Origin of the sequence: Escherichia sp. Lx600-2 (assembly GCF_036662595.1) — a bacterium.
GTDB classification, from domain to species: Bacteria; Pseudomonadota; Gammaproteobacteria; order Enterobacterales; family Enterobacteriaceae; genus Escherichia; species Escherichia coli.
The window spans coordinates 25,178-50,757 of the sequence record NZ_JAYQWM010000019.1; the positions used below are offsets into that span (position 1 = coordinate 25,178).

General features: G+C 53.2%; 22 protein-coding genes. 7 read left to right on the forward strand and 15 right to left on the reverse strand.

Going from position 1 to position 25,580, the window contains the following annotated elements; genetic code table 11:
- Window positions 1-80: 80 nt before the first annotated feature.
- The 8 genes from OQV04_RS09545 to priA form a co-directional block, all read right to left on the reverse strand.
- Complete coding sequence (locus tag OQV04_RS09545) at window positions 81-755, reverse strand: hypothetical protein (protein ID WP_032281973.1); 675 nt, start codon at window positions 753-755, stop codon at window positions 81-83.
- 59 nt (window positions 756-814) lie between these two features.
- On the reverse strand, window positions 815-1,300 hold the full coding sequence (gene rraA / locus OQV04_RS09550) for a ribonuclease E activity regulator RraA (protein ID WP_000872908.1): 486 nt from the start codon (window positions 1,298-1,300) through the stop codon (window positions 815-817).
- A 92-nt stretch (window positions 1,301-1,392) separates the two neighbouring features.
- On the reverse strand, window positions 1,393-2,319 hold the full coding sequence (gene menA / locus OQV04_RS09555) for a 1,4-dihydroxy-2-naphthoate polyprenyltransferase (RefSeq protein ID WP_001308187.1): 927 nt from the start codon (window positions 2,317-2,319) through the stop codon (window positions 1,393-1,395).
- Between the two features lie 66 nt (window positions 2,320-2,385).
- Window positions 2,386-3,717, reverse strand: coding sequence for an HslU--HslV peptidase ATPase subunit (hslU, locus tag OQV04_RS09560; RefSeq protein WP_001293341.1), 1,332 nt, complete (start codon window positions 3,715-3,717; stop codon window positions 2,386-2,388).
- Between the two features lie 9 nt (window positions 3,718-3,726).
- Window positions 3,727-4,257 carry an ATP-dependent protease subunit HslV gene (gene hslV / locus OQV04_RS09565; protein ID WP_000208242.1) on the reverse strand — a complete coding sequence of 177 codons (531 nt, stop codon included), beginning with the start codon at window positions 4,255-4,257 and terminating at the stop codon, window positions 3,727-3,729.
- Between the two features lie 92 nt (window positions 4,258-4,349).
- On the reverse strand, window positions 4,350-5,309 hold the full coding sequence (ftsN, locus tag OQV04_RS09570; RefSeq protein WP_000068837.1) for a cell division protein FtsN: 960 nt from the start codon (window positions 5,307-5,309) through the stop codon (window positions 4,350-4,352).
- Between the two features lie 91 nt (window positions 5,310-5,400).
- Window positions 5,401-6,426 (reverse strand): DNA-binding transcriptional regulator CytR, encoded by a 1,026-nt coding sequence (cytR, locus tag OQV04_RS09575; protein WP_000644904.1) that lies wholly within the window; start codon window positions 6,424-6,426, stop codon window positions 5,401-5,403.
- A gap of 155 nt (window positions 6,427-6,581) precedes the next feature.
- On the reverse strand, window positions 6,582-8,780 hold the full coding sequence (gene priA / locus OQV04_RS09580) for a primosomal protein N' (RefSeq protein WP_032281956.1): 2,199 nt from the start codon (window positions 8,778-8,780) through the stop codon (window positions 6,582-6,584).
- 202 nt (window positions 8,781-8,982) lie between these two features.
- Between priA and rpmE the strand changes: the two genes are divergently transcribed.
- Complete coding sequence (gene rpmE, locus OQV04_RS09585) at window positions 8,983-9,195, forward strand: 50S ribosomal protein L31 (RefSeq protein WP_000710769.1); 213 nt, start codon at window positions 8,983-8,985, stop codon at window positions 9,193-9,195.
- Between the two features lie 60 nt (window positions 9,196-9,255).
- Here the strand turns inward: rpmE and OQV04_RS09590 are convergent, their stop codons facing one another.
- Together OQV04_RS09590 and metJ are read right to left on the reverse strand one after the other, a co-directional pair.
- Window positions 9,256-9,864, reverse strand: a complete 609-nt coding sequence (locus OQV04_RS09590; RefSeq protein ID WP_000877403.1) for a YiiX family permuted papain-like enzyme — start codon at window positions 9,862-9,864, stop codon at window positions 9,256-9,258.
- 183 nt (window positions 9,865-10,047) lie between these two features.
- Window positions 10,048-10,365, reverse strand: coding sequence for a met regulon transcriptional regulator MetJ (gene metJ / locus OQV04_RS09595; protein WP_000852812.1), 318 nt, complete (start codon window positions 10,363-10,365; stop codon window positions 10,048-10,050).
- Window positions 10,366-10,641: 276 nt separating this feature from the next.
- On the opposite strand from metJ, the gene metB reads away from it, so the two are divergent.
- Together metB and metL are read left to right on the forward strand one after the other, a co-directional pair.
- Window positions 10,642-11,802, forward strand: coding sequence for a cystathionine gamma-synthase (gene metB, locus OQV04_RS09600; protein WP_000197201.1), 1,161 nt, complete (start codon window positions 10,642-10,644; stop codon window positions 11,800-11,802).
- A 2-nt stretch (window positions 11,803-11,804) separates the two neighbouring features.
- Window positions 11,805-14,237, forward strand: a complete 2,433-nt coding sequence (gene metL / locus OQV04_RS09605) for a bifunctional aspartate kinase/homoserine dehydrogenase II (protein WP_000110783.1) — start codon at window positions 11,805-11,807, stop codon at window positions 14,235-14,237.
- 27 nt (window positions 14,238-14,264) lie between these two features.
- On the opposite strand, the gene OQV04_RS09610 is transcribed toward metL, so the two are convergent.
- Window positions 14,265-14,510 carry a hypothetical protein gene (locus OQV04_RS09610; RefSeq protein ID WP_000660587.1) on the reverse strand — a complete coding sequence of 82 codons (246 nt, stop codon included), beginning with the start codon at window positions 14,508-14,510 and terminating at the stop codon, window positions 14,265-14,267.
- Window positions 14,511-14,585: 75 nt separating this feature from the next.
- On the opposite strand from OQV04_RS09610, the gene metF reads away from it, so the two are divergent.
- The 3 genes from metF to yijE all read left to right on the forward strand — a co-directional run bounded on the left by metF (window position 14,586) and on the right by yijE (window position 18,984).
- Window positions 14,586-15,476 (forward strand): methylenetetrahydrofolate reductase, encoded by an 891-nt coding sequence (gene metF / locus OQV04_RS09615; RefSeq protein ID WP_000007523.1) that lies wholly within the window; start codon window positions 14,586-14,588, stop codon window positions 15,474-15,476.
- A gap of 328 nt (window positions 15,477-15,804) precedes the next feature.
- Window positions 15,805-17,985: a catalase/peroxidase HPI gene (gene katG / locus OQV04_RS09620; protein WP_001297636.1), complete on the forward strand. Its 2,181-nt coding sequence runs from the start codon at window positions 15,805-15,807 to the stop codon at window positions 17,983-17,985.
- Between the two features lie 93 nt (window positions 17,986-18,078).
- Window positions 18,079-18,984 carry a cystine transporter YijE gene (gene yijE, locus OQV04_RS09625; protein ID WP_032281957.1) on the forward strand — a complete coding sequence of 302 codons (906 nt, stop codon included), beginning with the start codon at window positions 18,079-18,081 and terminating at the stop codon, window positions 18,982-18,984.
- Between the two features lie 26 nt (window positions 18,985-19,010).
- Here the strand turns inward: yijE and OQV04_RS09630 are convergent, their stop codons facing one another.
- From OQV04_RS09630 to ptsP, 4 genes are all read right to left on the reverse strand, one after another.
- On the reverse strand, window positions 19,011-19,628 hold the full coding sequence (locus OQV04_RS09630) for a DUF1287 domain-containing protein (RefSeq protein WP_088375573.1): 618 nt from the start codon (window positions 19,626-19,628) through the stop codon (window positions 19,011-19,013).
- 274 nt (window positions 19,629-19,902) lie between these two features.
- Window positions 19,903-21,006 carry a bifunctional L-1,2-propanediol dehydrogenase/glycerol dehydrogenase gene (gldA, locus tag OQV04_RS09635; protein ID WP_032281959.1) on the reverse strand — a complete coding sequence of 368 codons (1,104 nt, stop codon included), beginning with the start codon at window positions 21,004-21,006 and terminating at the stop codon, window positions 19,903-19,905.
- 10 nt (window positions 21,007-21,016) lie between these two features.
- Window positions 21,017-21,679 carry a fructose-6-phosphate aldolase gene (fsa, locus tag OQV04_RS09640; RefSeq protein ID WP_000424845.1) on the reverse strand — a complete coding sequence of 221 codons (663 nt, stop codon included), beginning with the start codon at window positions 21,677-21,679 and terminating at the stop codon, window positions 21,017-21,019.
- An 11-nt stretch (window positions 21,680-21,690) separates the two neighbouring features.
- Window positions 21,691-24,192 (reverse strand): phosphoenolpyruvate--protein phosphotransferase, encoded by a 2,502-nt coding sequence (gene ptsP, locus OQV04_RS09645; RefSeq protein WP_032281960.1) that lies wholly within the window; start codon window positions 24,190-24,192, stop codon window positions 21,691-21,693.
- Between the two features lie 308 nt (window positions 24,193-24,500).
- Between ptsP and OQV04_RS09650 the strand changes: the two genes are divergently transcribed.
- The gene (locus OQV04_RS09650; RefSeq protein WP_001004445.1) at window positions 24,501-25,580 is read left to right on the forward strand and encodes a PTS fructose transporter subunit EIIC; all 1,080 of its coding nucleotides are present in this window, start codon (window positions 24,501-24,503) and stop codon (window positions 25,578-25,580) included.

Below are 25,580 nucleotides of genomic sequence, written 5' to 3' on the forward strand. Positions count from 1 at the left end.
AAGAAAAATAGTTATTATCCATAGTATTAATAAGATAACGTATCTCATATCAATCCATTATTATTAACATGCACATCAGATCATTGACGAGCAGAAAGCATCATTTTCATTACTTCTTCTTGATATTCGTCCAAATAATCTGGGTCGATAGCTGCGACCAGTTGTATCAAATTAGTGTTATCCAGTAGAGTCATGAAAATAACATGTCTTACTTTGCCATCACTCATTGTTTGCACTCCTTCTTGATAAGCGCAGGCAAATCCCTGAACATCACAAACATGCATTTCTGCAGTTCCGTTTTGAGTCGCGGTAAGTTCCTCGATTGAATGCACACCGAGTTCATTTTGTGAGAAGGCAACAATAGCTAAAATAGCATGGGCATCCCGGGTCACCAGGGTTGGTCCTTGTTTTACTATATTGGCAACCCACTGTTTGCTCGGAACCGTGACGGTGATACCTGGCTCCGGGAAAGTATAATCCCATATGCTGTGTCGTTCCCACACCGTATAGCTGCTATAGATAAGAAATAATCCCATTAACCAACAAGTGCCGCGAATAAAGCTGCGGCTGCTTCTTTTTTTTATCGTTATACAGATGATTGTGGCGATAATAAATGATAAGGCAAGTGGGTTAAAAAATACGTTAGCAAAATATAAAATCATTTCACCCGCGTTGCCAGATAAAAGAAATTTGTAGCGGAAATGGTTAACGGCTATAAGTAATAAATATATAAATAAAAGAATAATATTCTGCATGAATACGTCCATGTATAAAAAAGGGGAATTTAATTCCCCTTTTAACGCATGGCAGATACTTATTCAATATCCAGCGGATCTTCTGAAAGAATAATCCCGGTATTGTCGGCATAAAGATGGTCGCCGGAGAAGAAGGTAACACCGCCAAAATTGACGCGGACATCGCTTTCGCCAATGCCTTCGCCAGCGGCACCAACCGGAATTGCCGCCATCGCCTGGATGCCGATATCCAACTCTTCCAGGTCATCTACCTGACGCACCGCGCCGTAAATGACCAGACCTTCCCATTCATTTTGTACTGCCAGACGCGCCAGTTCAGCATCGACCAGTGCGCGACGAACAGAACCACCGCCATCGACGACAAGAACACGACCACGGCCATTCTGTTCGAGCAGATCGTACAGCAACCCGTTGTCCTCGAAACATTTTACCGTGATTATTTGTCCGCCAAACGACGCCCGTCCGCCAAAGTTGGAGAACAGCGGTTCCACGACGTTAACATCTTCTTGATAGATGTCACAAAGCTCGGAAGTATCGTATTTCATAGGCTTAACATTCAGTTGCTGCGAGAATTTTCAGTATATCGCGCTATGTGGTCTGTTGGCAAAATCATCAATTGTTAATTGATATTTGTCAGTTATGCTGCCCACTGGCTTAGGAATATCCCTACAACAAACAGCAGGTTAGTCAGTAACGCTCCCTTGACAGTGCGTTCCAGCATCGGTCGCATCGCCACCGGGTCCATTTCCCGCATCACATAACGGGCTTGCTTCACCAGCAACGGTGCCGCCAGCAGGAACAGCCAGCCCCACAGGCTATGCAGCGAAAAGAGATTAAACAGCGCCAGACATACCAGAGAGCCCATCAGCAGGCAGGCATGATAACGACGCGCGTTCACTTCACCTAAGCGCACCACCAGCGTGTTTTTGCCGTTTTCGCGGTCGCTATTGATATCACGCAGGTTATTAATGTTCAGTACTGCCGTTGCCAGCAGGCCGCATGCGGTCGCCGGAAGGATCAGTGCCGGAATCAATGTATGAGCCTGTAAATACCAGCTCCCCATGACGCTTAACCAGCCAAAGAAAACCAGTACGGAAATATCACCCAGACCGATATAACCATAAGGACGATTGCCCACGGTGTAGGTGATAGCGGCAATGATCGACAACCCGCCAAGAATCAGGAAACCGACAAAATCAGCCAGCGTATGGCATGCCACTGCAACCAGTGCCAGCCCAGAGAGACAGATGAGCACGACGGTAATAATGAGCGCCCGTTTCATCTCTTGCTGGGTAATGACCCCTTTTTGCATGCCGCGTAGCGGCCCAATGCGGTCAGGTTTATCGCTGCCTTTTACTGCATCGCCGTAATCATTGGCGAGGTTAGAAAGGATCTGTAATAGCCCGGCGGTAATCAGTGCCAGCAGGGCGACCAGCGGATCAAAATGACCTTGCCACCATGCCAGCGCCGTCCCGACGATAATTGCAGCAAAGGCGAGGGGGAGGGTTTTAGGTCGTAAACTTTCCAGCCACGCCTGAGTTCGGCTAATTTGTTGTTCAGTCATAATACGCGCCAATAAAAATGGGGCCTTTCAGCCCCATCAAACAATGATGAAAATGATTGAACGCGATTATAGGATAAAACGGCTCAGATCTTCATCTGCCACCAACGCATCCAGATGTTTGCTCACATAATCTGCGTCAATAGTGATATTTTGACCGCTTAAATCGCTGGCGTCGTAGGAAATCTCTTCCATTAAACGCTCCAGAACAGTGTGTAAACGACGAGCACCGATGTTTTCGGTAGATTCGTTCACCTGCCATGCCGCTTCCGCGATGCGTTTAATACCGGAGTCGGTAAACTCGATATTTACGCCTTCAGTCGCCATCAGTGCTTTGTACTGCACGGTGATAGAGGCATTCGGCTCGGTCAGAATACGCTCGAAGTCGCTGGTGGTCAGTGCCTGCAGTTCAACGCGGATTGGCAGACGACCTTGCAGTTCCGGGATCAGGTCAGACGGTTTCGCAATCTGGAACGCGCCAGAAGCGATAAACAGAATGTGGTCAGTTTTGACCATCCCGTGTTTGGTGGAAACCGTGCAACCTTCTACCAGCGGCAGCAGGTCACGCTGAACGCCTTCACGAGAAACATCCGGACCGGAAGACTCGCCGCGCTTACAGATTTTGTCGATTTCGTCGATAAACACGATCCCGTGCTGCTCAACAGCGTCGATAGCGTCTTGCTTCAGCTCTTCCGGGTTCACCAGTTTCGCCGCTTCTTCTTCAATCAGCAGCTTCATGGCGTCTTTGATTTTCAGCTTACGCGCTTTTTGCTTCTGACCGCCCAGGTTCTGGAACATAGACTGCAGCTGGCTGGTCATCTCTTCCATGCCTGGAGGAGCCATAATTTCAACGCCCATCGGTGCTGCGGCAAGATCGATCTCGATTTCTTTGTCATCAAGCTGGCCTTCACGCAGTTTTTTGCGGAATGCCTGACGAGCAGCGGACGGTTCCTGCTGCTGTTCGGTCTGTCCCCAGTTGTTTTTAGCAGGTGGGATTAGCACGTCGAGAATACGTTCTTCTGCCAGTTCTTCAGCGCGATAACGGTTTTTCTCGATAGCCTGGACGCGTACCATTTTCACGGCGGCATCGGTCAGATCGCGAATAATAGAATCCACTTCCTTACCGACGTAGCCCACTTCGGTGAATTTGGTCGCTTCAACTTTGATGAACGGCGCATTCGCCAGCTTAGCCAGACGACGGGCGATTTCAGTTTTACCGACACCGGTCGGGCCGATCATCAGGATATTTTTCGGGGTCACTTCATGGCGCAGCTCTTCGTTGAGCTGCATGCGACGCCAGCGGTTACGCAGAGCAATCGCCACAGAACGCTTGGCGTTGTCCTGGCCGATGATGTGCTTATCCAGTTCGCTGACGATTTCGCGTGGGGTCATTTCAGACATGGGAGATCCTTACGCTTTGTAGCTTAATTCTTCGATGGTGTGGAAATGGTTGGTATAGATGCAAATATCGCCTGCAATATCCAACGCCTTTTCAGCAATTTCACGAGCACTCAGTTCAGTATTTTCTAACAGTGCACGCGCCGCAGCCTGGGCGTAAGGGCCGCCGGAGCCGATAGCAATAAGATCGTTTTCTGGTTGCACCACGTCACCGTTACCGGTGATGATAAGCGAAGCGGTTTCATCCGCGACTGCCAGCAGTGCTTCAAGTTTGCGCAGCATGCGATCGGTACGCCAGTCTTTTGCCAGCTCAACGGCGGCTTTGACCAGATGGCCCTGATGCATTTCCAGTTTGCGTTCAAACAGTTCGAACAGCGTAAAAGCATCCGCAGTACCGCCCGCAAAGCCCGCGATGACTTTGTCGTTGTACAGACGGCGGACCTTTTTCACGTTGCCTTTCATTACGGTATTGCCCAACGTGGCCTGACCATCACCAGCGATGACCACATGGCCGTTACGGCGTACGCTTACTATAGTTGTCACGAGCTGACCCCTTGGTTACGAATACAGAGTACAAACCCCGTACAAAAGTACGGGGCATAATGCAATTATAGATGGGGGGGATTTTGAGGGTTTCAACCCCCGGCGGCGAGCCGAATGCAGTTTGTATGACCCGCCATCTTCAACCGATTGAGGGTGCTGTCTGCGTTCTCTTTGCCTTTCACCGGGCCAATGACCACACGATTCCAGCCATTGTTGGTGGTAATTTTTGAGTCAAAGCCTTCGAACGCCAGCTGAGCACGTACCGTCTCTGCCTGTTCCGCGCCTCTGAACGAACCGCACTGCACCATCCAGCGGCGTTCGTCTTTTTTCTCCGCCGTCGGTTTTGGCGCGTCAGCGGCACGAGTAACCGGCGCAGCTTGCTGCGGCTTCGACTGCGCGGTCGTGTGCGCAGGGGTTTGCAGCAGATCCTGGTACGGCTGCTGAGTAGAAGCCGGTTTAGACTGGCGCGGTTGCGCCTGTACCGGCGCGGCTTGCGACGTACGCGTCTGCTGCTGCCAGCTTTGTTCAGTCGTACGCGACTGCTGAGCCAGGCGTTGCTGTTCCGCTAATTGCTGCGCCTGACGTTGGCGCTGTAGCGTTTGCTGACGCTGTTCCGGCGTCTGTTCATTCCACGGAACCTCAACCAGCTGCGTTGGCTGCTGGCGCATATCAGCCTGCATTTGTTCAAGAAGCTGACGTTGTTCTGGTGTCAGTTGCTCCGGCGTTTTCACTTCACCACCAGCAGAAGGTTCTGTGGGCGCACGCACACCCGGCTGGCGACTTTCCAGCTCTTTGATGTAGCGCCAGCGTTCTTCTGGTTTTGGTGGTAGTCCGTTTCCGGTCACTTTCTGGCTTTGCAGCGTCTCGGACTCTTCTTTCTTGTGATGCGTAATGAAGTACAGACCACCGATAAAGGTCACAAGAACGGCGGCAGCAATAGCGACCATAGCGGGAGAAACCGCAGGCAGATTTCGTTGCTTTTTCCGTGAGGTGCTCTTTTTTCGCCGCGAAGGTGCCGGTTGGCTGCGGCGTACATAATCTCGTTGTGCCACTATCGTTTCGCTGTATTTATTCGTTCGTCAGCCCGCCATGTTACTTAAGCGGCGGGCCTTTGACCAGTCACGGCAGTCTTAAAGGTTTACTTTAAGGTAACGCGCGTGTTGATCCCCGGATGATAAGTTCGCAGTCCATTAAACGAGAGCCACTGCCAACGTGTTGCCCCTGCATTTGATCAAGCAATAACAGCATAGCTTCCCGACCGATTTCGTAACGCGGCTGCGCGATGGTTGTCAGCGGCGGATCACAAAATTGCGTCAGGTCGATGTTATCAAAACCGATTATGGAAAGGTCTTCCGGTACTTTCAGCCCCTGGCGTTTTGCCTGCGAAAGTGCGCCGAGTGCCATCACATCGCTATGGCAGAAGACAGCAGTAGGCGGTTGTGGAAGATCAAGCAGCTGCTGCATCGCTTTGCTTCCGGCTTCGAAGGTGAAGTCGCCACGGGCGATGTATTGCGGATCAACCATAATGCCGCAGCGACGCAGCGCCTGAACGTAACCTTGCAGGCGGTAGTGACACAGCGGCATCTCTTCGGGACCGGCTATACAGCCAATCCGTTTATGCCCTTGCTCATATAAATAATTTACTGCATCAAATGCGGCGGTCAGATTGTCGATATGAACGGTAGGCAGCTCCAGTTCCGGTGCAAATTCGTTCGCCATCACCATCGGCGGCAGATTACGCTGTTCCTCAATGCTGGCATCAAACGGCAGCCTTGAACCCAGCAGCAACATGCCATCAATTTGCTTGGTGATGATCAAATCGATAAAGGTTTTTTCCTGCTGATTTTGATGCGCACAGTCGCCAATCAGCACCAGATATCCGTGATTTGCCGCCGTAACTTCTATACCGCGAATAATTTCGCTAAAGAAGGGATCGCAGATATCCGGGACAATCACCAGAATGGTGCGGGATTCATTACGCTTGACGTTGCGCCCCATAGGTTGCGGTAAATAACCCACTTCCCGGGCCGCTTTTTCAACCCGATTACGGGTGGCCTGGGAGACTTTATCGGGATTCATTAATGCTCGGGAGACGGTCGCTGTAGAGACTTTTGCCTTGAGGGCTACGTCTTTCATGGTCGCGGCAGTTTCCTGCTTCTTCGCTTTCACACTCACTCCTCGCCTGGCACGTCAGGCGTACTACATCCATGTTTACTTCACATCGGCAACATTTTTAGCAGATAGCGCGTGAAAACGGTTACAGAATTTTCATGAAAAGTGTGATGAATATTGAATTTTTCGATCCGCCTCGCATCGTGAGCGGTTTAACCCTCAATCGGATCAACATCCAGCACCCATTTCACCTTACGGGAATCCGGTATTGTATTGATGAGTGCCAGCGTACCGTTAATGATGTGTTGCAAGCGCACGCGGGAAGGGTGCTGCAACAATATCTGCCAGCGCCAGCGACCGCCACGTTTAGGTGCCAGTGCCGGAACCGGACCGAGAACCCACAATTTGTCGTCTGCCAGCGGGCTGGAGAGGATCAGATTACGCAGTTGTTGCAGGAACAGCGGCGCATGCTGATTGTTATGATCTTCCGCACGCACAATCACATGGCTGGTCCACGGCGGCAGCTGCATCATGCGTCGCTCAGCCAGTGCCTGTTCGGCAAAAGCGTCGTAGCCTTTATAGAGCAACGTTTGCAATAGCGGGTGTTCCGGATGATGCGTTTGCAGCACCACTTCGCCCTGTTTACCCGCACGCCCGGCACGGCCTGCTACCTGGGTGTATAGCTGGGCAAAACGCTCTGCCGAGCGAAAATCGGCAGAAAACAGCGCGCCGTCCACATCCAGTAACGCTACCAGCGTCACATCCGGAAAGTGGTGACCTTTCGCCAGCATTTGCGTGCCAATCAATATCCTCGCGCCGCCGCGATGCACTTCCGCCAGTTGTTGTTCCAGCGCTCCTTTGCGGCTGGTGGTATCGCGGTCGATACGAGAAATGGGCACACCAGGGAATAACGGCGCGAGCGTCTGTTCAAGCTGTTCGGTGCCCAGCCCCACGGGTACCAGGTGCGTGGAACCGCAGGAAGGGCACTGGCGCGGCACCGGGCGTTGGCTGTCACAGTGGTGACAGCGCAAATGCTGTTGCGCCTGATGCAGCGTGTAGTAGTGATCGCAACGTGGACATTCGGCAATCCAGCCGCAGTCGTGGCACAGCAAGGCAGGCGCAAAGCCACGGCGGTTAAGAAAGAGGATAACCTGGTTGTCGGCCTGTAAATGCTGGCGCATACGGGTGATTAACGCCGGAGCCAGCCCCGCCTGCACCTTCTGACCTTTTAAATCCAGCACGTGTTGAATTGCCGGACGCGCATTCCCCGCCCGACGCGTCAGGCGCAGCAGGCGGTATTTTTTCTGCTGGACGTTGCATAACGTTTCCAGTGCGGGTGTTGCGGAGCCAAGAATAATCGGGATTTGCTCGCTGTGCGCACGATAAACCGCCAGGTCGCGGGCATGATAGCGCCAGCCTTCCTGCTGCTTGTAGGAACTGTCGTGCTCTTCATCAATGACAATCACGCCGAGATTTTTAAACGGCGTAAACAGCGCGGAGCGGGTGCCGATCACAATCGCCGCCTCACCATTTTTCGCTTTCAACCACGCCGAAAGACGCTCGCTGTCGTTCAGGCCGGAATGCAGAACTTCTACGGGGGCATTAAAACGTTCACGAAAACGGGCGATAGTTTGCGGTGTCAGGCCGATTTCCGGCACCATCACCAGCGCCTGTTTGCCCTGAGCGAGCACGTTTTCCAGTACGCTCAAATAAACCTCTGTTTTACCGGAACCTGTAACGCCCGCCAGCAGCCAGGCAGAGAAGGTATCCGCCGCACTATGAATTGCGCCAACGGCGGTGGCCTGTTCGGTATTCAATCGCAACCGCTCACCAGAAACGGCATAATTCTTTCGCCAGTCGCTAAACTCTGGTGTTTCACTTGCTAAATCACACAGACCTTTTTTGCGCAGCGCCTGCAACGCGGCATCATTAAATTCGAGCGTGGCAACCTGGTCGCGCCAGATTTTGCCTTGCCGTAACGCTGCCAGCGCCTGTTGTTGCTTGGGCGAACGTTTCAGGCTGTTCAGATCCACCACCTGACCTTGTTCAGTGGCAAACCAGTACCACATCGGCGCGTTCGCCGCAGGCCGCCCCTGGCGTAGTAAAATCGGCAAGGCATGAAACAGCACATCGCCAATCGGATGATGATAGTAATCTGCCGCCCATAGCAGCAATCGCCAGACGGAGTGAGTAAACACCGGCTCACTATCCAGCACTTCGACTACCGCTTTTAGCTCATTGAGCGGCAGTTCGCTGGCATCGCTAACTGACACCACAATCCCGATGCGCTCCTGCTGTTTGCCAAACGGCACGCGCACGCGACACCCAGCTTTAACCGTCATGCCTTCTGGCAGCAGATAGTCAAAGGTACGAGGAAGCGGAACGGGCAAGGCAACGTGGGCAACGGGCATAGCATCATCCTGACTTGAAATTCGGTGGGTTAGTATACACATTGCCGTAGAAGAGTGCGGATCAGTTTGCATACGCTGGTTAATTTCTGTATGATTTCGCGCCTTCGTACGAAATGATCGTATTGAAGCTATACTTTTAACATCGCGTGGTGTCTGGCGTTAGGGCTGGAAGAGCGACGCGGCCTTAAACCGAGGTTTTCCCATGAAAAAAGATATTCACCCGAAATACGAAGAAATTACTGCTAGCTGCTCTTGCGGTAACGTAATGAAAATCCGCTCCACCGTTGGTCATGACCTGAACCTCGACGTGTGCAGCAAGTGCCACCCGTTCTTTACTGGCAAACAGCGTGATGTTGCTACCGGTGGCCGTGTTGACCGCTTCAACAAGCGTTTCAACATCCCGGGCAGCAAATAAGACCGGATTTCCGAAAAAAGCGCCGCACGGCGCTTTTTTTGTGCCTGAATTTTGGTCGTATCACCACGAAAACAGCGGCCACTCTTTGGCAACCGTGGTGAGTTGTGGCGCGTCGAAAACGGCTTGTGGTGAAACTACCGTTTCCTCAAGCGGAATATTTTTGCCGTAGCGTTCTTTGAGCTTCGCCTGGACCAGCGGGTTGCTGAGATCAAACTCTTTCAACTTCTGCTGTTCGCCCACGCGCATTCCCAGCGCATTCTGATAAACCTTCCACACCACTTCCGAACAGTACTGGCGATCGTCGCTCCATGAGAAGCTGAAGTCATACGGTTTGCCGAGATAACGTTTCGCCGTTTGCGCCAGTTTTTGCTGTTGTTCAACACTGAGTCCGCCTTCAACGCGGCGAACAACGTATTTGCCCTTTTCACCATGGGCAATCCACTGCTTGAGCGGGGTGTATTTCACCGGGCCGACCGCTTCAAAAACGTAGGGCTTTTTGTTACGCATCACCAGCATACCGGTGTGGCTGTAATCGGAATGGGTCGCCAGTTGGATGGCTTTACTTTGCGATGAGCGAGAGATCTGAAAGATGATGTCGCCGGTTTGTGGTTGCCAGGCAAATGCAGGCACAGAAACCAGCAGACTGAGGATCAGTAGCCTGTATTTCATCGTTAAACGTCCATGTATAAAAAGCGGTGGGTCGCAGACAACGTGCTCGTTGTTTATGCCGGATGCGGCGTGAACGCCTTATCCGGCCTACAAGTTCGTGCAAATTCAATAAATTGCAATATGACGTAGGCCTGATAAGCGTAGCGCATCAGGCGATTCCACTCCGCGCCGCTCTTTTCCGCTTTAGTATTCCCACGTCTCCGGGTTAATCCCCATCTCACGCATGATCTCTTTTGCCGCTTCCGGGATTTCGTCGCTGCGCTCTTTACGCAGATCGGCATCATCCGGCAAAGGTTGCCCGGTAAAGGCATGCAGAAACGCTTCGCACAGCAGCTCGCTGTTGGTAGCGTGACGCAGGTTGTTCACCTGACGACGCGTGCGTTCATCGGTGAGGATTTTTAACACCTTAAGAGGAATGGAAACCGTAATCTTTTTGACTTGTTCACTCTTCTTGCCGTGCTCAGCGTATGGGCTGATATATTCGCCGCTCCATTCAGCCATGAGATACTTAATCCTCTTCGTCAATAAATTGAGACCAGACCACACAATTTATGTGGGTACTGACCGTAAACCCGCATAGTTTACCGTACAGGCGTTACCGTGACATCGTGTAATGCATCTGTCGGCGTGATAATGCATATAATTTTAACGGCTATTTGGGATTTGCTCAATCTATACGCAAAGAAGTTTAGATGTCCAGATGTATTGACGTCCATTAACACAATGTTTACTCTGGTGCCTGACATTTCACCGACCAAGCCCAGGGAACTTCATCACATGACGCGTAAACAGGCCACCATCGCAGTGCGTAGCGGGTTAAATGACGACGAACAGTATGGTTGCGTTGTCCCTCCCATCCATCTTTCCAGCACCTATAACTTTACCGGATTTAATGAACCGCGCGCGCATGATTACTCGCGTCGCGGCAACCCAACGCGCGATGTGGTTCAGCGTGCGCTGGCAGAACTGGAAGGCGGTGCTGGTGCAGTACTTACTAATACCGGCATGTCCGCGATTCACCTGGTAACGACCGTCTTTTTGAAACCTGGCGATCTGCTGGTTGCGCCGCACGACTGCTACGGCGGTAGCTATCGCCTGTTCGACAGCCTGGCGAAACGCGGTTGCTATCGCGTGTTGTTTGTTGATCAAGGCGATGAACAGGCATTACGGGCAGCGCTGGCAGAAAACCCCAAACTGGTACTGGTAGAAAGCCCAAGTAATCCATTGTTACGCGTCGTGGATATTGCGAAAATCTGCCATCTGGCAAGGGAAGTCGGGGCGGTGAGCGTGGTGGATAACACCTTCTTAAGCCCGGCATTACAAAATCCGCTGGCATTGGGTGCCGATCTGGTGTTGCATTCATGTACGAAATATCTGAACGGTCACTCTGACGTGGTGGCTGGCGTGGTGATTGCTAAAGACCCGGACGTTGTCACTGAACTTGCCTGGTGGGCAAACAATATTGGCGTGACGGGCGGCGCGTTTGACAGCTATCTGCTGCTACGCGGGTTGCGAACGCTGGTGCCGCGTATGGAGCTGGCGCAGCGCAACGCGCAGGCGATTGTGAAATATCTGCAAACCCAGCCGTTGGTGAAAAAACTGTATCACCCGTCGCTGCCGGAAAATCAGGGGCATGAAATTGCCGCGCGTCAGCAAAAAGGCTTTGGCGCAATGTTGAGTTTTGAACTGGATGGCGATGAGCAGACGCTGCGTCGTTTCCTGGGCGGGCTGTCGTTGTTTACGCTGGCGGAATCGTTAGGGGGAGTGGAAAGTTTAATCTCTCACGCCGCAACCATGACACATGCAGGCATGGCACCAGAAGCGCGTGCTGCCGCCGGGATCTCCGAGACGCTGCTGCGTATCTCCACCGGTATTGAAGATGGCGAAGATTTAATTGCCGACCTGGAAAATGGCTTCCGGGCTGCAAACAAGGGGTAAAAATGAGTGTGATTGCGCAGGCAGGGGCGAAAGGTCGTCAGCTGCATAAATTTGGTGGCAGTAGTCTGGCTGATGTGAAGTGTTATTTGCGTGTCGCGGGCATTATGGCGGAGTACTCTCAGCCTGACGATATGATGGTGGTTTCCGCCGCCGGTAGCACCACTAACCAGTTGATTAACTGGTTGAAACTAAGCCAGACCGATCGTCTCTCTGCGCATCAGGTTCAACAAACGCTGCGTCGCTATCAGTGCGATCTGATTAGCGGCCTGCTACCCGCCGAAGAAGCCGATAGCCTCATTAGCGCTTTTGTCAGCGATCTTGAGCGCCTGGCGGCGCTGCTCGACAGCGGTATTAACGACGCAGTGTATGCGGAAGTAGTGGGCCACGGTGAAGTGTGGTCGGCGCGCCTGATGTCTGCGGTGCTTAATCAACAAGGGCTGCCAGCGGCCTGGCTTGATGCCCGCGAGTTTTTACGCGCTGAACGCGCTGCGCAACCGCAGGTTGATGAAGGGCTTTCTTACCCGTTGCTGCAACAGCTACTGGTACAACATCCGGGTAAACGTCTGGTGGTGACCGGGTTTATCAGCCGTAACAACGCCGGTGAAACGGTGCTGCTGGGGCGTAACGGTTCCGACTATTCCGCGACACAAATCGGTGCGCTGGCGGGTGTTTCTCGTGTAACCATCTGGAGCGACGTCGCCGGGGTATACAGTGCCGACCCGCGTAAAGTGAAAGATGCCTGCCTGCTGCCGTTGCTGCGTCTGGATGAGGCCAGCGAACTGGCGCGTCTGGCGGCTCCCGTTCTTCACGCCCGTACTTTACAGCCAGTATCCGGTAGCGAAATCGACCTGCAGCTGCGCTGTAGCTACACGCCGGATCAAGGCTCCACGCGCATTGAACGCGTGCTGGCCTCCGGTACTGGTGCGCGTATTGTCACCAGCCACGATGATGTCTGCTTGATTGAGTTTCAGGTGCCCACCAGCCAGGATTTCAAACTGGCGCATAAAGAGATCGACCAGATCCTGAAACGTGCCCAGGTGCGTCCATTGGCGGTTGGCGTGCATAACGATCGCCAGTTGCTGCAATTTTGCTACACCTCAGAAGTGGCCGACAGTGCGCTGAAAATCCTCGACGAAGCGGGATTACCTGGCGAACTGCGCCTGCGTCAGGGGCTGGCGCTGGTGGCGATGGTCGGGGCGGGTGTCACCCGTAACCCGCTGCATTGCCACCGCTTCTGGCAGCAACTGAAAGGCCAGCCGGTCGAGTTTACCTGGCAGTCCGATGACGGCATCAGCCTGGTGGCAGTACTGCGCACCGGCCCGACCGAAAGCCTGATTCAGGGCCTGCATCAGTCCGTCTTCCGCGCAGAAAAACGCATCGGCCTGGTGCTGTTCGGCAAAGGCAATATCGGCTCCCGCTGGCTGGAACTGTTCGCCCGCGAGCAGAGCACGCTTTCGGCGCGTACCGGCTTTGAATTTGTGCTGGCAGGCGTGGTGGACAGCCGCCGCAGTCTGTTGAGTTATGACGGGCTGGACGCCAGCCGCGCGTTAGCCTTCTTCAACGATGAAGCGGTCGAGCAGGATGAAGAGTCGTTGTTCCTGTGGATGCGCGCCCATCCGTATGATGATTTAGTGGTGCTGGACGTTACCGCCAGCCAGCAGCTGGCTGACCAGTATCTTGATTTCGCCAGCCACGGTTTCCACGTCATCAGTGCCAACAAACTGGCGGGAGCAAGCGACAGCAATAAATATCGCCAGATCCACGACGCCTTCGAAAAAACCGGGCGTCACTGGCTATACAACGCCACCGTCGGTGCGGGCTTGCCGATCAACCATACCGTGCGCGATCTGATCGACAGCGGCGATACTATTTTGTCGATCAGTGGGATCTTCTCCGGCACGCTCTCCTGGCTGTTCCTGCAATTCGACGGTAGCGTGCCGTTTACCGAGCTGGTGGATCAGGCGTGGCAGCAGGGCTTAACCGAGCCTGATCCGCGTGACGACCTCTCCGGCAAAGACGTAATGCGCAAGCTGGTGATTCTGGCGCGTGAAGCGGGTTACAACATTGAACCGGACCAGGTACGTGTGGAATCGCTGGTGCCTGCTCATTGCGAAGGCGGCAGCATCGACCATTTCTTTGAAAATGGCGATGAACTTAACGAGCAGATGGTGCAACGGCTGGAAGCGGCCCGCGAAATGGGACTGGTGCTGCGCTACGTGGCGCGTTTCGATGCCAACGGCAAAGCGCGTGTGGGCGTGGAGGCGGTGCGTGAAGACCATCCGCTGGCATCACTGCTGCCGTGCGATAACGTCTTTGCCATCGAAAGCCGCTGGTATCGCGACAACCCGCTGGTGATCCGTGGGCCTGGCGCGGGGCGCGACGTCACCGCCGGGGCGATTCAGTCGGATATCAACCGGCTGGCACAGTTGTTGTAATTTCAGAAATTTAATAATGCCCGGTACTCATGTTTTCGGGTCTATGGTTTCTAATGAAATATATTGAATTATCATAGGATTAGGCCGGATGAAGCGTTTACGACGAATCCGGCAAGAAGCAATAAGTACATGGTTAGTTAATATTTGCAGTCCGGTTTGCTTTGCATACCGGATTTTCTTTTTCTTACCATCCTGAAGTTTTTTCATCTTCCCTGATTTTTCCTCACCATCATTGGTCATTTTTCGGTTGACGCCCTTCGGCTTTTCCTTCATCTTTACATCTGGACGTCTAAACGGATAGATGTGCACAACACAACATATAACGACAAGCGATTGATGAGGTAAGGTATGAGCTTTTTTCACGCCAGCCAGCGGGATGCCCTGAATCAGAGTCTGGCAGAAGTCCAGGGGCAGATTAACGTTTCGTTCGAGTTTTTCCCGCCGCGTACCAGTGAAATGGAGCAGACCCTGTGGAACTCCATCGATCGCCTTAGCAGCCTGAAACCGAAGTTTGTATCGGTGACCTATGGCGCGAACTCCGGCGAGCGCGACCGTACGCACAGCATTATTAAAGGCATTAAAGATCGCACTGGTCTGGAAGCGGCACCGCATCTTACTTGCATTGATGCGACGCCCGACGAGCTGCGCACCATTGCACGCGACTACTGGAATAACGGTATTCGTCATATCGTGGCGCTGCGTGGCGATCTGCCGCCGGGAAGTGGTAAGCCAGAAATGTATGCTTCTGACCTGGTGACGCTGTTAAAAGAAGTGGCAGATTTCGATATCTCCGTGGCGGCGTATCCGGAAGTTCACCCAGAAGCAAAAAGCGCTCAGGCGGATTTGCTTAACCTGAAACGCAAAGTCGATGCCGGAGCCAACCGCGCGATTACTCAGTTCTTCTTTGATGTCGAAAGCTACCTGCGTTTTCGTGACCGCTGTGTGTCGGCGGGCATTGATGTGGAAATTATTCCGGGAATTTTGCCGGTATCTAACTTTAAACAGGCGAAGAAATTTGCCGATATGACCAACGTGCGTATTCCGGCGTGGATGGCGCAAATGTTCGACGGCCTGGATGATGATGCCGAAACCCGCAAACTGGTTGGCGCGAATATTGCCATGGATATGGTGAAGATTTTAAGCCGTGAAGGAGTGAAAGATTTCCACTTCTATACGCTTAACCGTGCTGAAATGAGTTACGCGATTTGCCATACGCTGGGGGTTCGACCTGGTTTATAAATAGTGTGGCTTTTGTGAAAATCACACAGTGATCACAAATTTTAAACAGAGCACAAAATGCTGCCTCGAAATGAGGGCGGGAAAATAAGGTTATCAGCCTTGTTTTCTCCCTCATTAATTGAAGGATATGAAGCTAAAACCCTTTTTTATAAAGCATTTGTCCGAATTCGGACATAATCAAAAAAGCTTAATTACGATCAATTTGATCTACATCTCTTTAACCAACAATATGTAAGATCTCAACTATCGCATCCGTGGATTAATTCAATTATAACTTCTCTCTAACGCTGTGTATCGTAACGGTAACACTGTAGAGGGGAGCACATTGATGAGCACGTCAGACGATATCCATAACACGACAGCCACTGGCAAATGCCCATTCCATCAGGGCGGTCACGACCAGAGCGCGGGGGCGGGCACAACCACTCGCGACTGGTGGCCAAATCAACTCCGTGTTGACCTGTTAAACCAACATTCTAATCGTTCTAACCCGCTGGGTGAGGACTTTGACTACCGCAAAGAATTCAGCAAATTAGATTACTACGGCCTGAAAAAAGATCTGAAAGCCCTGCTGACAGAATCTCAGCCGTGGTGGCCTGCCGACTGGGGCAGTTACGCCGGTCTGTTTATTCGTATGGCCTGGCACGGCGCGGGTACTTACCGTTCAATCGATGGACGCGGCGGCGCGGGTCGTGGTCAGCAACGTTTTGCACCGCTGAACTCCTGGCCGGATAACGTAAGCCTCGATAAAGCACGTCGCCTGTTGTGGCCAATCAAACAGAAATATGGTCAGAAAATCTCCTGGGCCGACCTGTTTATCCTCGCGGGTAACGTGGCGCTGGAAAACTCCGGCTTCCGTACCTTCGGTTTTGGTGCCGGTCGTGAAGACGTCTGGGAACCGGATCTGGATGTTAACTGGGGTGATGAAAAAGCCTGGCTGACTCACCGTCATCCGGAAGCGCTGGCGAAAGCACCGCTGGGCGCAACCGAGATGGGCCTGATTTACGTTAACCCGGAAGGCCCTGATCACAGCGGCGAACCGCTTTCTGCGGCAGCAGCTATCCGCGCAACCTTCGGCAACATGGGTATGAACGACGAAGAAACAGTGGCGCTGATTGCGGGTGGTCATACGCTGGGTAAAACCCACGGTGCTGGTCCGACATCAAATGTAGGTCCTGATCCAGAAGCTGCACCGATTGAAGAACAAGGTTTAGGTTGGGCGAGCACATACGGCAGCGGCGTTGGCGCAGATGCCATTACCTCTGGTCTGGAAGTAGTCTGGACCCAGACGCCGACCCAGTGGAGCAACTATTTCTTCGAGAACCTGTTCAAATATGAGTGGGTACAGACCCGCAGTCCGGCTGGCGCAATCCAGTTCGAAGCGGTAGACGCACCGGAAATTATCCCGGATCCGTTTGATCCGTCGAAGAAACGTAAACCGACAATGCTGGTGACCGACCTGACGCTGCGTTTTGATCCTGAGTTCGAGAAGATCTCTCGTCGTTTCCTCAACGATCCGCAGGCGTTCAATGAAGCCTTTGCCCGTGCCTGGTTCAAACTGACGCACAGGGATATGGGGCCGAAATCTCGCTACATCGGGCCGGAAGTACCGAAAGAAGATCTGATCTGGCAAGATCCGCTGCCGCAGCCGATCTACAACCCGACCGAGCAGGACATTATCGATCTGAAATTCGCGATTGCGGATTCTGGTCTGTCTGTCAGCGAGCTGGTATCGGTGGCCTGGGCGTCTGCTTCTACCTTCCGTGGTGGCGACAAACGTGGTGGTGCCAATGGTGCACGTCTGGCATTAATGCCGCAGCGCGACTGGGATGTGAACGCCGCAGCCGTTCGTGCGCTGCCAGTTCTGGAGAAAATTCAGAAAGAGTCTGGTAAAGCCTCGCTGGCGGATATCATCGTGCTGGCAGGTGTGGTTGGCGTTGAGAAAGCCGCAAGCGCCGCTGGTTTGAGCATTCATGTACCGTTTGCGCCGGGTCGCGTTGATGCGCGTCAGGATCAGACTGACATTGAGATGTTCGAACTGCTGGAGCCAATTGCTGACGGTTTCCGTAACTATCGCGCTCGTCTGGATGTTTCCACCACCGAGTCACTGCTGATCGACAAAGCACAGCAACTGACGCTGACCGCGCCGGAAATGACTGCGCTGGTGGGCGGGATGCGTGTACTGGGGGCCAACTTCGATGGCAGCAAAAACGGCGTCTTCACTGACCGCGTTGGCGTATTGAGCAATGACTTCTTCGTGAACTTGCTGGATATGCGTTACGAGTGGAAAGCGACCGACGAATCGAAAGAGCTGTTTGAAGGTCGTGACCGCGAAACCGGCGAAGTGAAATACACTGCCAGCCGTGCGGATCTGGTATTTGGTTCTAACTCTGTCCTGCGTGCGGTGGCTGAAGTTTACGCCAGCAGCGATGCTCACGAGAAGTTTGTTAAAGACTTCGTGGCTGCATGGGTGAAAGTGATGAACCTCGACCGTTTCGACCTGCTGTAATCTGACCTTCTTCAGCGACTGCCTTTCAGGCAGTCGCTGAAGTTTCTTTACCGGCGTATAGTGTCCACAGGAAAACTACACACTGGATCTCTCATGTCTGCCGCAGGAAAGAGCAACCCACTGGCAATCAGTGGCCTGGTTGTGCTCACACTTATCTGGAGTTATAGCTGGATTTTCATGAAGCAAGTCACCAGCTACATCGGTGCCTTCGACTTTACCGCCTTACGCTGCATTTTCGGCGCTCTCGTTTTATTCATCGTCCTTTTATTACGTGGTCGCGGAATGCGCCCGACACCGTTTAAATACACCTTAGCCATTGCCCTGTTACAAACCTGCGGGATGGTTGGCTTGGCGCAGTGGGCGCTGGTCAGCGGCGGAGCGGGGAAGGTGGCGATCCTGAGCTATACCATGCCGTTCTGGGTGGTGATTTTCGCTGCGGTGTTTCTCGGTGAACGCCTGCGACGTGGGCAATATTTCGCGATTCTGATTGCCGCTTTCGGCTTATTTTTGGTGTTGCAGCCGTGGCAACTCGATTTCTCTTCGATGAAAAGTGCCATGCTGGCAATCCTCTCCGGTGTTAGTTGGGGGGCGAGCGCGATTGTTGCTAAACGTCTGTATGCCCGTCATCCGCGCGTGGATTTATTGTCGTTAACATCCTGGCAGATGCTCTATGCGGCGCTGGTGATGAGTGTGGTCGCTTTACTGGTGCCGCAACGTGAAATTGACTGGCAGCCCACTGTGTTCTGGGCGCTGGCCTACAGTGCGATTCTGGCGACGGCACTGGCGTGGAGCTTATGGTTGTTTGTATTGAAAAACTTGCCTGCCAGTATCGCCAGCTTAAGCACACTGGCCGTTCCCGTTTGCGGCGTACTCTTTTCCTGGTGGCTGCTCGGTGAGAATCCGGGGGCCGTTGAAGGTAGCGGTATTGTGCTGATTGTGCTGGCACTGGCGCTGGTGAGCCGTAAGAAAAAAGAAGCCGTCAGTGTAAAAAGCATCTGAATTTTTTCTTCATGTGGGGCGATCTCTTATTTAACAAAATAACGATAATGCCCCACCATCCGCCAGCTAAACAGCACATCTTCTTCCTGCGCACCTGCGCCAATGTTATGTATCACCAGCGGCGTACCGTCGCGGGCGAAGCCATCTGAAACCACCCCAATATGTGCCAGCCCGTTATCTGATCGCCAGGAGACAATATCGCCCGCTTGATAGTCACTGGGGTTCTTGCTGATGGGGCGTGTTTTATCGTGGCGGGTAAACCAGGTTTCCAGATTAGGCACCCGACGGTGATCGATGTTGCTGTCCGGGCGCTTTAACTGCCATTTTTGCGGGTACTCGGCAAAATTCTTCGCCATATCTTCGTGCACCAGTTTCTGCAAATCGACCTTCTGGCTGCGCAATGCACGGATCACCACATCGGAACATACCCCGCGTTCTTGCGGGACATCACCGCCAGGATAGGTAAGCTGCACATACGCCGGATCGTAAAATAGCGTGCTGCCGATTTGCTGTCTGGCACCGTCTGCGATGGCAAGGTTGGTATTGGCCTGGATTTGTACCACGGTTGGTGGAACGGCGGGAGATTTTAAGGAGTGGCTGGTAAATGCCGTTAGCAGGCTGACCAGCGCCAGTGAAGCTTTCATCTGTTTCGTCCGTGAAAATAAGAGTCACAGATTCGACCTTCCGGGATAACGATTGTTCTGTAGAGAAAATGTCCAGAAGCGGATAAAAAACTCCTGAACAACGTGGGAGTTTCAGATTACTGGCACAGAGTGCCGGATGCGGAGTGAACGCCTTATCCGGCCTACAAAAGCACGCAAATTCAATATATTGCAGAGATTGCGTAGGCCTGATAAGCGTAGCGCATCAGGCAATTTTGCGTTCAAACTCCCGGACAAGCCGGGAGTTTGGAGTAGGTTATTCCCACTCTTGCAGGAAACGCTGACCGTACTGGTCGGCTACCAGCAGAGCGGCGTAAACCTGATCTGGCGTCGCGCCGCCAGGCATGTTGTGAATGGTTTCACCTTCTGCACATGCCGCTTCTGCCACAGTTCGCATTTTCGCCGGGACATCTTCTTTAATATCCAGTTGAGCGAGAGTTATTGGCAAACCTACCGCATGGCTAAGGGCAGCTACGGTTTCGATTTCCTCCACCGGCGCATTTTCCAGAACCAGCTGCGTCAGCGTACCGAATGCCACTTTTTCACCGTGATAATAGTGATGCGCGTCCGGGATAGCGGTCAGGCCGTTATGCACTGCGTGCGCCGCAGCCAGACCACCACTTTCAAAACCAACACCGCTCAAATAGGTGTTCGCTTCAATCACGCGTTCCAGCGCCGGAGTCACTACATGCTGTTCGGCAGCAAGCATCGCTTTTTCGCCTTCTTCCAGCAGGGTGTTGTAGCACAGTTCTGCCAGTGCCAGCGCCGCCTGAGTGCACTTGCCGCCCGCCATGGTGGTCGCGCCGCTACGAGAGCAAGCACGCGCTTCAAACCAGGTTGCCAGCGCATCGCCGATACCCGCCGCTAACAGACGTGCAGGTGCGCCAGCGACGATTTTAGTATCGACAATCACCATATTCGGGTTATTTGGCAACAGCAGATAGCGGTCAAACTCACCCTCATCGGTGTAGATAACAGACAATGCGCTGCACGGTGCATCGGTAGAGGCGATAGTCGGTGCGATCGCTACCGGAACACCCATGAAATGTGCCAGTGCTTTGGCAGTATCGAGAGTTTTTCCGCCACCGATACCGAGAATTGCGCCACACTGCGCAGTCTCCGCGATGCCACGCAGACGGTCGATCTCATTTTGCGAACATTCACCGCCAAACGGCGCAATTTCTACTACCAGTCCAGCATCTTTAAAGCTTTTCTCGACAGTGGATTGAGCAAAACCTAAAACAAATTTGTCACCCACCACTAACCAGCGTTCTGCCAGCGGCTTCAGGTATTCGCCCAGACGATTAATCACATCAGCGCCCTGGATGTATTTACCCGGTGATTGAATAATGCGGTCCATAATTGCTCCTTTAGAGATGAGTAGTGCCAAATGCGGCATTCCAGTCGTGTTCGAACTTCTCTATAGCTGACTCTACCGCAGGGGTGTTGAGCATTTGTTGCGCTACATCTAAGGGCAGGGTGATGGATTCACATCCTGCCAGTAAACAGTCCAGCGCCTGACGCGGCGTTTTAAAGCTGGCCGCCAGCACCATGCTTTCTGGTGCGTGCATTTCTAACAGCGCTTGCAGCTCCTGAACCGTACGAATGCCGTCCCCGCCCTGGGCATCTACGCGGTTAACATACGGAGCAACGTATTTTGCCCCTGCCAGCGCGGCCAGTAACCCTTGTGCAGCACTGTACACTGCGGTGCCAAGCGTAGTAATACCCTCTTTTTTCAGCATCTTAATGGCGGCCAGACCTTCGGAAGTCACCGGGATTTTCACCACAATGCCCGGAATGGCGTCGCGCAGACGCTTCGCTTCTTCCACCATCCCCTGCGCGTCGCGGCTCATGGTCTGAGCAAACAGAATGCCCTCATCACCAATCGCTTTTTGCAGACGCGGCAGCACTTCCCAGATGGACTCCTTGCTGGCAGCGATAATGCTTGGGTTAGTTGTCACCCCGGCAATCGGGAATATGCGTGCCAGACGTTCGACTTCTGCGACGTTAGCGGTGTCCAGATACAGTTCCATGATGTTTCCTTTTACAGTTCCAGTTCATGTTGCAGCAGGCTGGCGATAGCGTCGGCAGAGGCGGCGTTAACCAGCGCGTTACGGAATTCTTCGTGCATGATGCGGCGAGCGAGGCGCGAGAAAATGCGCATATGCTGATCGCCCGCAGCGTGTTTGTTCAGGGTTAACATAATGATGAATTGCGCTTCATCATCGCCCCAGCGCACCGGCGCTTGCAGACGCGCTACGCTGATGGTGGATTGCTCAATGTGTTCTGATTTGCTGTGGGGAATGGCAAAACTAAAGCCCAGACCGGTAGAGAAAACGGCCTCGCGCGCCCACAAGTCGGCTTCCAGTTTACGCGGATAGCGGCAGCGGCCCGCCAGCAGCAGGTTATCGGTCATGCCTTTGAGTACTTCTTCTTTGCTGCGCCAGTCGCTTTCCAGTGTGATGCACTCGGCGGTGACCAGCGGTGCGTCTTGTTGGGTCATGCGGAATTGCGCCAGCAGGTGTTCCACTTCCAGCGAAGTACGGCAGGCCATTGCCTGGTTGAGCAACTTGCGGCACTCACGGCTATCAAGTTGCGCCATCCGCGCTTTCGCCGCCGGAATTGATGGTGCGCTCATGCTGAGTTCATCCAGCCCTAAGCCGACCAGCAACGGCAGCACGGAACCTTTCGCTCCCAGCTCACCGCACAGACCAATCCATTTGCCCTGGCGATGCACCGCTTGCACGGCGTAATCGAGCGCCCGCAAGAATGCCGGATTCAGGCTGTTGTAGTGACGAGTAACCTTAGCGTTATCGCGATCCACTGCCAGCAGATATTGCGTCAGGTCATTACTACCAATACTAAAGAAATCAATCTCTTCGCAGCATTGATCGATGATGAACATCACCGACGGCACTTCCAGCATGATGCCGAGCTGGATCTTCTCATCAAACGGAATGTGTTCGTTACGCAGTTGCTGTTTGGCTTCCGCCAGTTTTTCTTTCACCCATAAGATCTCTTCCATTGAAGAGATCATCGGGATCATGATTTTCAGGCTGCCGTGAGCGGAGGCACGGAGAATCGACCGTAGTTGTGTGGTAAATAACGACGCGTACTCTTCATAAATACGCACGGCGCGATAACCAAGGAACGGGTTTGCCTCTGCGGGAATGTTCAGATAATCAACGGGTTTGTCACCGCCAATATCCATAGTGCGCACAATAATGCTGCGTCCGTTGGCGGACTCCAGCGCCTGACAAAAAATGTTGTACAGCTCGCTTTCGCCCGGTGCACTGGTGCGATCCATATAGAGCATTTCAGTGCGGAACAAACCAACGCCTTCCGCACCATTGCCGAATGCGGCCTGCGCTTCCACGGAGTGAGCGATGTTAGCGGCAATTTCAATGCGGATACCGTCAGCGGTACGGGCTTGTTGGGTCAGCCAGACACGCTGTTGCTCACGAAGGGCGTCCTGTACGCGGGCTTCTTGCTGATAATAACGAGCTACGGCTTCCCCTGGCTCAACCACAATCGCCCCGGCGTTGCCGTCGATATAAATCGTTTGATGCTGCCACGGAGTAAGGGCATCAATATCTACACCAACCAGTGTCGGAATGTTGAACGAACGGGCAAGAATTACGGTATGTGAGGTGGTGCCGCCACTTTTCAGTAACAGACCTTTGAGGTGATTTTTATCCAGTTCGAGGAACTGGCTGGGGGTTAGTTCATCAGCCATACAAATGGCGGGCTGCGTCAGTTTGCCCGGTGCCGGGAAGCGTTGCTCACCGTAGATTTGCTGAAGCAGCTGGAAGCAGACATCGCGTACGTCCAGGGCACGTTCTTGCAGGTAGCTGCTGCTGGAACGGGCGAACTCTTCGCAAAAGTGATTCGCGCTGGCAACAATTGCTTCGGCGCAGCTTAATCCGGCGCTGACGCCTGCCAGTAAATGTTCGCGCAGGGAAGTATCGCCAGCCAGGGATCGGTGAGCTTCCAGAATCGCGCTGGTGGCACCGTCGCTATCCAGCAGACGAAACTCTATGTTTTTCAGTACCAGCGTCAGGCCGTTTTCCAGTGCGGATTGCTCGGCGTCAACGTCTTTGGCTGCGGGAAGATTACTCAGCGCATTGAGATCTAAAGAAGAGATCGGCGTCAGAATGCCGCCTGCGCTACCGCTGCACACGGTGCGGGCGCGGATAATTTGCGGATTCAGATTGGTCAGTGAAACCGGCAGTGGTTCCAGTTCGTCAGATTTAACTTCCGCCAGCGGCGCATCGCAGTGGGGGAATTCATCGCGCAGCCATTGGCTTAAACGCTGGTGCGCTTCCTGTTCGTCGGCCCCGGAAATCAGTAACTGGCAGTTATCGCCCGCCAGCGTGTCGGTGCCAATCAGCGCAAGGGCGCTTTTGGCGTTGCCCTTGCGGTCAGTGCGCAGGTTATGCCACTCAATTTGTGATGAAAAAGTATTACACAGCGTTTCAACGTGGCTTGCCGGACGTGCATGTACGCCGTTAGGTAGCTCACAAATAAATTCCACAATCAGGGCCATTGCCTCTCTCCCGGTACGGTTTTCTGTTTACAGGATAAGAGCGCACGGCAACGGCCTGCCATGTGACAAATCTGCCAAAAGCTGGACAAATGTAATGTAACCGTCAATTTGCGACGCGTCTCACAAGACGCCGTTTTGCGGCATGCTTCCGGATTATCGCAAGTTATGAGGCGGATCGCATTTTTGTACTGATATTACAAAAGTCCAGTAAATGGCCTTTTTATCCACTGTTTGCTCCGCCTGCGATTGCCTATTGTTTCCTCCATCAAAAATATGGACATGGGCTTTCGCAAGCCCGGGAGCAGCTTATGAATGAGTTGGTGCAGATCCTGAAAAATACCCGTCAGCATTTAATGACGGGCGTTTCACACATGATTCCCTTCGTGGTATCGGGCGGTATTTTGCTGGCGGTTTCCGTCATGTTGTATGGCAAAGGCGCAGTGCCGGATGCCGTAGCCGATCCGAATTTGAAAAAACTGTTTGATATCGGCGTTGCGGGTTTGACGCTGATGGTGCCTTTCCTCGCCGCTTACATTGGTTACTCCATTGCAGAGCGTTCTGCGCTGGCTCCGTGCGCTATCGGTGCCTGGGTTGGTAACAGCTTTGGTGCGGGCTTCTTTGGTGCACTGATCGCCGGGATTATCGGCGGCATCGTGGTGCATTACCTGAAGAAAATTCCGGTGCATAAAGTTCTGCGCTCGGTGATGCCTATCTTCATCATTCCTATCGTCGGCACACTGATTACCGCAGGCATCATGATGTGGGGCTTGGGCGAGCCTGTAGGGGCGTTGACCAACAGCCTGACTCAGTGGCTTCAGGGGATGCAGCAGGGCAGCATTGTTATGCTGGCGGTGATCATGGGTCTGATGCTGGCGTTCGATATGGGCGGTCCGGTTAACAAAGTGGCCTATGCCTTCATGCTGATTTGCGTTGCTCAGGGTGTTTATACCGTGGTGGCCATTGCTGCCGTGGGTATTTGTATCCCGCCGCTGGGGATGGGGCTGGCGACGCTGATTGGTCGTAAAAATTTCTCCGCAGAAGAGCGCGAAACTGGTAAAGCGGCGCTGGTGATGGGGTGCGTTGGCGTTACTGAAGGGGCGATTCCTTTCGCCGCTGCCGATCCGCTGCGTGTTATTCCTTCCATCATGGTCGGTTCAGTTTGTGGTGCAGTAACTGCGGCGCTGGTCGGTGCGCAGTGCTATGCAGGCTGGGGTGGTCTGATTGTGCTGCCGGTGGTTGAAGGTAAGTTGGGTTATATCGCAGCAGTGGCTGTCGGGGCGGTTGTGACGGCTGTTTGTGTGAACGTGCTGAAAAGTCTGGCGCGTAAAAATGGGGCTTCGACTGATGAAAAAGAAGACGACCTGGATTTGGATTTTGAAATTAATTAA

Excerpts from the sequence above, each read along its gene's own strand:
- OQV04_RS09630 (WP_088375573.1), bottom strand. The coding sequence starts at position 19,628 with ATGAAAGCTTCACTGGCGCTGGTCAGCCTGCTAACGGCATTTACCAGC.
- priA (WP_032281956.1), bottom strand. The coding sequence starts at position 8,780 with ATGCCCGTTGCCCACGTTGCCTTGCCCGTTCCGCTTCCTCGTACCTTT.
- metL (WP_000110783.1), top strand. The coding sequence starts at position 11,805 with ATGAGTGTGATTGCGCAGGCAGGGGCGAAAGGTCGTCAGCTGCATAAA.
- menA (WP_001308187.1), bottom strand. The coding sequence starts at position 2,319 with ATGACTGAACAACAAATTAGCCGAACTCAGGCGTGGCTGGAAAGTTTA.
- metB (WP_000197201.1), top strand. The coding sequence starts at position 10,642 with ATGACGCGTAAACAGGCCACCATCGCAGTGCGTAGCGGGTTAAATGAC.
- OQV04_RS09610 (WP_000660587.1), bottom strand. The coding sequence starts at position 14,510 with ATGAAGGAAAAGCCGAAGGGCGTCAACCGAAAAATGACCAATGATGGT.
- metJ (WP_000852812.1), bottom strand. The coding sequence starts at position 10,365 with ATGGCTGAATGGAGCGGCGAATATATCAGCCCATACGCTGAGCACGGC.
- yijE (WP_032281957.1), top strand. The coding sequence starts at position 18,079 with ATGTCTGCCGCAGGAAAGAGCAACCCACTGGCAATCAGTGGCCTGGTT.
- OQV04_RS09590 (WP_000877403.1), bottom strand. The coding sequence starts at position 9,864 with ATGAAATACAGGCTACTGATCCTCAGTCTGCTGGTTTCTGTGCCTGCA.
- OQV04_RS09650 (WP_001004445.1), top strand. The coding sequence starts at position 24,501 with ATGAATGAGTTGGTGCAGATCCTGAAAAATACCCGTCAGCATTTAATG.
- ptsP (WP_032281960.1), bottom strand. The coding sequence starts at position 24,192 with ATGGCCCTGATTGTGGAATTTATTTGTGAGCTACCTAACGGCGTACAT.
- fsa (WP_000424845.1), bottom strand. The coding sequence starts at position 21,679 with ATGGAACTGTATCTGGACACCGCTAACGTCGCAGAAGTCGAACGTCTG.
- OQV04_RS09545 (WP_032281973.1), bottom strand. The coding sequence starts at position 755 with ATGCAGAATATTATTCTTTTATTTATATATTTATTACTTATAGCCGTT.
- hslU (WP_001293341.1), bottom strand. The coding sequence starts at position 3,717 with ATGTCTGAAATGACCCCACGCGAAATCGTCAGCGAACTGGATAAGCAC.
- metF (WP_000007523.1), top strand. The coding sequence starts at position 14,586 with ATGAGCTTTTTTCACGCCAGCCAGCGGGATGCCCTGAATCAGAGTCTG.
- rraA (WP_000872908.1), bottom strand. The coding sequence starts at position 1,300 with ATGAAATACGATACTTCCGAGCTTTGTGACATCTATCAAGAAGATGTT.
- rpmE (WP_000710769.1), top strand. The coding sequence starts at position 8,983 with ATGAAAAAAGATATTCACCCGAAATACGAAGAAATTACTGCTAGCTGC.
- katG (WP_001297636.1), top strand. The coding sequence starts at position 15,805 with ATGAGCACGTCAGACGATATCCATAACACGACAGCCACTGGCAAATGC.
- gldA (WP_032281959.1), bottom strand. The coding sequence starts at position 21,006 with ATGGACCGCATTATTCAATCACCGGGTAAATACATCCAGGGCGCTGAT.